4 protein-coding genes and 1 tRNA gene are annotated in these 3701 nt (G+C 32.8%); 3 read left to right on the top strand and 2 right to left on the bottom strand.

All coding sequences use genetic code 11. The features are described from left to right. Both ACKVOD_RS09060 and ACKVOD_RS09055 read left to right on the top strand, forming a co-directional pair. On the top strand, positions 1–512 hold a 512-nt coding region (locus tag ACKVOD_RS09060), incomplete at its 5' end, for a fumarylacetoacetate hydrolase family protein (RefSeq protein ID WP_409209147.1). A gap of 54 nt (positions 513–566) precedes the next feature. Continuing rightward, positions 567–640: transfer RNA gene (locus tag ACKVOD_RS09055), tRNA-Met, on the top strand. Positions 641–725: 85 nt separating this feature from the next. Here the strand turns inward: ACKVOD_RS09055 and ACKVOD_RS09050 are convergent. Further along, entirely contained in the window at positions 726–1919 is a 1194-nt protein-coding gene (locus tag ACKVOD_RS09050) for a hypothetical protein (protein WP_409209146.1), read from the bottom strand. A gap of 606 nt (positions 1920–2525) precedes the next feature. Between ACKVOD_RS09050 and ACKVOD_RS09045 the strand changes: the two genes are divergently transcribed. After that, a complete protein-coding gene (locus ACKVOD_RS09045; RefSeq protein WP_409209145.1) occupies positions 2526–2894 on the top strand; it encodes a hypothetical protein in 369 nt (122 codons plus the stop codon). 147 nt (positions 2895–3041) lie between these two features. Here the strand turns inward: ACKVOD_RS09045 and ACKVOD_RS09040 are convergent. After that, positions 3042–3701, bottom strand: a 660-nt coding sequence (locus ACKVOD_RS09040; RefSeq protein ID WP_409209144.1) for a metallophosphoesterase, incomplete at its 5' end; no start/stop codon positions are given.

Here is a 3701-nt window from a genome sequence, read left to right as displayed (position 1 = left end):
TATTAGCTGAAGGAAAAAATTTCAATATTCCTTCCTTCACCAAGGATTTACATTCTGAAGGTGAATTGGTTTTACGTGTAAGTAAGCAAGGAAAAAATTTAAATGCAGTGAATGTAATTGACTATTGTGATGCGATTACTGTAGGCATTGATTTTACAGCACGTGATTTGCAAGCCAAACTAAAAGAAAAAGGATTGCCTTGGGAAAAAGCAAAAGCATTTGATGATTCAGCTGTTTTAGGTAATTGGGTACCATTAACTGCGGCAATTTTAGATCAGCCCATCCGCTTTTCATTACATAAAAATGCTACTGTTGTTCAAGATGGCGACTCATCGTTAATGATATTTTCATTAGCCACCATATTAGAAAGCATCACCGAATACTTTACTATATACCCAGGTGACTTAATATATACAGGCACACCAGTTGGGGTGGGCCCCACCTTAAAGGGAGATGTTTTTGAGGGCTATTTTGAAGCAAATCAAGTATTTAGCATTAAAGTGAACCCTTAATTATCAAAATTTTTAACTAAATGTGCTACCCCTTAAAAGGGGTAATAACCATTCGGCGAGGTAGCTCAGTTGGTTAGAGCACAGGATTCATAACCCTGAGGTCCCGGGTTCAAATCCCGGTCTCGCTACATGTAAATCAAGGACTTACGTTAAATCGTGGGTCCTTTGTTGTTTTGGCGTGAGGTTTGCGTGAGGTTTTGCGTGAGGTTTTTGTCATTTCTTACCGAATACACGAACCTTTAATGCTGATATTTCTACAGCAGTTAACATCTTTTTTGCGGTCTCATTTGAAGTATCTAGTTCAATTACTTTGATGAAATACTTTTTTGCTTGGTTGTAGTTTTTAACTTTAAAATAAGATTTTCCCAAACTCAAATAACCATCAACATCATTTGGAAATAACTCCACTAACAGATTCAAAATTGCTGTAGCTCTTTTAATATCTCCTTTAACTTCCAACCAATCATTTGCTGAACGATTTGTAATATAAATAAATCCCTCTTTAGCTTCCTTTATGTAGGCGGAATCTTTTCCTTTGGTATGCTCAAACCACATTTTTCTTTGATTGTCAACATAGGATTTCGTATCTAAATATGTCTTGTAATTTTTGTGGCCCTCTGTATTTTTCGGAAATAAATTTAAAATTTTAATGGTATGTTTTCCTTTTTTTAACTCACTTACTAAATTGATTTCAATACTGTTTTTAAAATTGTGAAAATGAAATAATTTGATAATTCCATTTTTTAAATCGTAAATCGTTGTGTACTGAGTGCTTGTTTGCTTAAAATTGTCCATTACCGAAGTAACGTAAGAAAAATTTGCAGTATTTTCTATAGAAGATTTAATAAATTTACATCCGTTTTGATAGAAAGGAAGGTCAACAAGTTCGGTTGAAGAGGTTAATGATGGGAAAAAATTTGAGAATGACTGCTGTTCTTCATTTCCCAAAAATAGCTCATCACTTTCTACTCTTAAATATTTCCCATCTTTGTCAATAAAGACCAACATTGAATTTGTCAAATCCTTCAAGTTAATCTTTTCTAAATATTTTTTTACATCCTCTACTGAAGAATAGTTGTGCATAATTGTTGAAATCACCTTACTCATTTCGATATATTTCTTATTTGAAGTGTCTATTGTCGGTTTAAAAGGCATCGCGAAGCCATCAAACATTAATCCACCATCATTTACAGCACCTTGTGCAAAATTATCGTGAAATCCAACAGCCATATACCCAAACTTTTTATTTTGTTTAGGCTCAAACCATATTTGTGTAATTGGATTCCACCAGTCTTCATTGTTTCCTACAATTGTTTTTCCGCCTTTTGTAATTTTAAACATACTACAAGCAAAAATTTCTGCGGGTACAAAAAGTAGAAATAGTAAAGCGTATAAGATATTTTTCATTTTTTATTAAATTGTATTAGATTCTTGATTATGCGGTAACATTGCCTACAACTAACTTATACCAGCCATAAAATATCTCCAATCCTTCCTTATATGTTATGCTTTGTGCTACTGTTATTTAATACCGTATACATGCATCCACAAACTTACACTTATAATCCAATCCACCTATGCCTTAAATAGGGTATAAACACCGAGCACCCTGTTGCCGTGGTTTAAGTTTATCAAATTAGTTAAAGACTAGCTTAAAAAACTTGAATTCTCTGTGTGAGGAAAACATCCCCTCAAATCGGTTAAAATCGGTCGTTTTTGGTTTTGTGAAAACATAACTAACTATAAATCAACGCGTTCATTTTCTCAAAAAATCTTCATAACCCTGAGGTCCCGGGTTCAAATCCCGGTCTCGCTACATGAAAATCAAGGACTTACGTTAAATCGTGGGTCCTTTGTTGTTTCTGCGTGAGGTTTGCGTTAGGTTTTGCGTGAGGTTTTTGTCTTTATAATAGAATTGTTTCTATGCAAACTGAAAAACACAATAAGTTAATCTCTAATTAATATTCTAGTTATATACCTTTTCTAATTTCCTATTGAATTAAAAAATTCAAGATGGCCTCTCGAACCATTTCATTAAAGGATATTTTTAAGTTAATTCCAAGTAATCGGATTATGGATATGATACCATTGATTAAAGTTGAACTTATTGTTGAAATAAGTTTTGAAACATTTGGGCAGGTTCAATACAAAGATGAAAATGGTAGACCCTGGATTAAAGAATTTAGTGGATCAAAATGGGCGAAGGAACTGTATTTTAGAGAACTTGGAGAGGTTAGTTTTAGTGTTTTTGTTAATAATCAATATCTAAAGGAAGGAAGACGTTTAAAATTAATCAAGAAAGTAGATAATGAAATTATAGATCAAGCTGAATTTCAGTTATCTGGAGATAAATTATTTGAAGGATGGTTTAAACTGGGTTAGTAAATTACCCAAATAAAGGGGTCTCATAGATGTTAGACAAAGCGGGGAATGTTTCTACATTCCCTTTTTCTTCTGCGTGAGTTTTATAATTTCTAACAAATAATTTTATTGCACAAAGTAAAAACAGTCTTTCAGAATGTAAATAATTTATTTATTAAGCTTTGGAGCTTCTGTGGTATAAATCACATTACCCTGCCAGTCAATAAATTGAATTAATAAACTATTGCTGTCAATGCCGATCGTTGCAAATCCATATTCGCTTTTGGCATACTGTACTTTTGCATTTGGGCTAATCATAGTTTTTTCGGATCCAGCACCAGAAATTAACTGATAAAAAGTATCCTTATTCTTAGGCTTGTCAAATTCTAAATGGTGCTCATGCCCTGCAATTAATAAATCCACTTTATATTGATTTAAAATTTCCTTAACTGCATCTTCCATCTCCTTTGTTTTTCCATATCTTTTTCCAGCAGAGTATACAGGATGATGTGTTACTACAATCTTCCATTTATCTTTACTTTTTTTCAATTCAGACCTTAACCATTTAAGTTGCTTTGCAGAATCAGCGTTTAGTACATTTTGACTTATTAATTCTGATGTTTTTCCATAATAAGATTTATTAAGTGGGCTAGAATCAATAAAATAAAAGCCTACAGTATTTGAAGTATCATTATCAATCGTTTTATGAACACTATAATACCTTGATGGCATTTTCCATCGAGCACTTATTTTTGAATAGTCCACCTCTGCTTGAGGGTTAGTTCCATAATCATGGTTTCCTAGTACCACATACCAATCTATATAAGT

It is taken from the genome of Flavobacterium sp., from assembly GCF_046155325.1.
GTDB lineage: Bacteria > Bacteroidota > Bacteroidia > Flavobacteriales > Flavobacteriaceae > Flavobacterium.
The sequence above is the reverse complement of the archived record's forward strand: the minus strand, read 5'-3'. Positions and strand labels throughout refer to the sequence as shown.

What these genes read in the sequence shown, in the direction of transcription:
- ACKVOD_RS09050 (WP_409209146.1), bottom strand. Translation starts at nt 1,919, where the DNA reads ATGAAAAATATCTTATACGCTTTACTATTTCTACTTTTTGTACCCGCA.
- ACKVOD_RS09045 (WP_409209145.1), top strand. Translation starts at nt 2,526, where the DNA reads ATGGCCTCTCGAACCATTTCATTAAAGGATATTTTTAAGTTAATTCCA.